Source organism: Rhodoplanes roseus (assembly GCF_003258865.1).
Taxonomy (GTDB): domain Bacteria; phylum Pseudomonadota; class Alphaproteobacteria; order Rhizobiales; family Xanthobacteraceae; genus Rhodoplanes; species Rhodoplanes roseus.
This window is the reverse complement of sequence record NZ_NPEX01000073.1, coordinates 24,205-24,457: the sequence shown is the minus strand read 5'-3', so window position 1 is coordinate 24,457 and position 253 is coordinate 24,205. Positions and strand designations below refer to the sequence as shown.

The window sequence follows — 253 nt, the reverse complement described above, 5'->3', positions numbered from 1 at the left end:
CCGGGCCCGGCCCGGCCGGCCGCCCCGAGCCAGCCGCGCGTCGCCCGCGTGCAGCAGCAGCCTCAGCAACAGCAGCAGCAGCAGGTGTTCGGCTGGTTCGGCCAGCCCTACCGCCAGCCGCAACAGCAGCAGCAGCAATACCGCCAGGCGCCGCAGCGCCCGACCTTCTTCCCGTTCCTGTTCGGCGGGGGACGGTAGGTCGATCACCGCGTCGCCGCAGGGCCGCGCGGACACGAACGAACGAACGGGCGGG

At 74.3% G+C, this 253-nt stretch carries 1 protein-coding gene; it reads right to left on the bottom strand.

Annotated elements, in window-relative coordinates; genetic code table 11:
• Positions 1-253, bottom strand: a 253-nt coding sequence (locus tag CH341_RS35245) for a hypothetical protein (RefSeq protein ID WP_210208279.1), incomplete at both ends; no start/stop codon positions are given.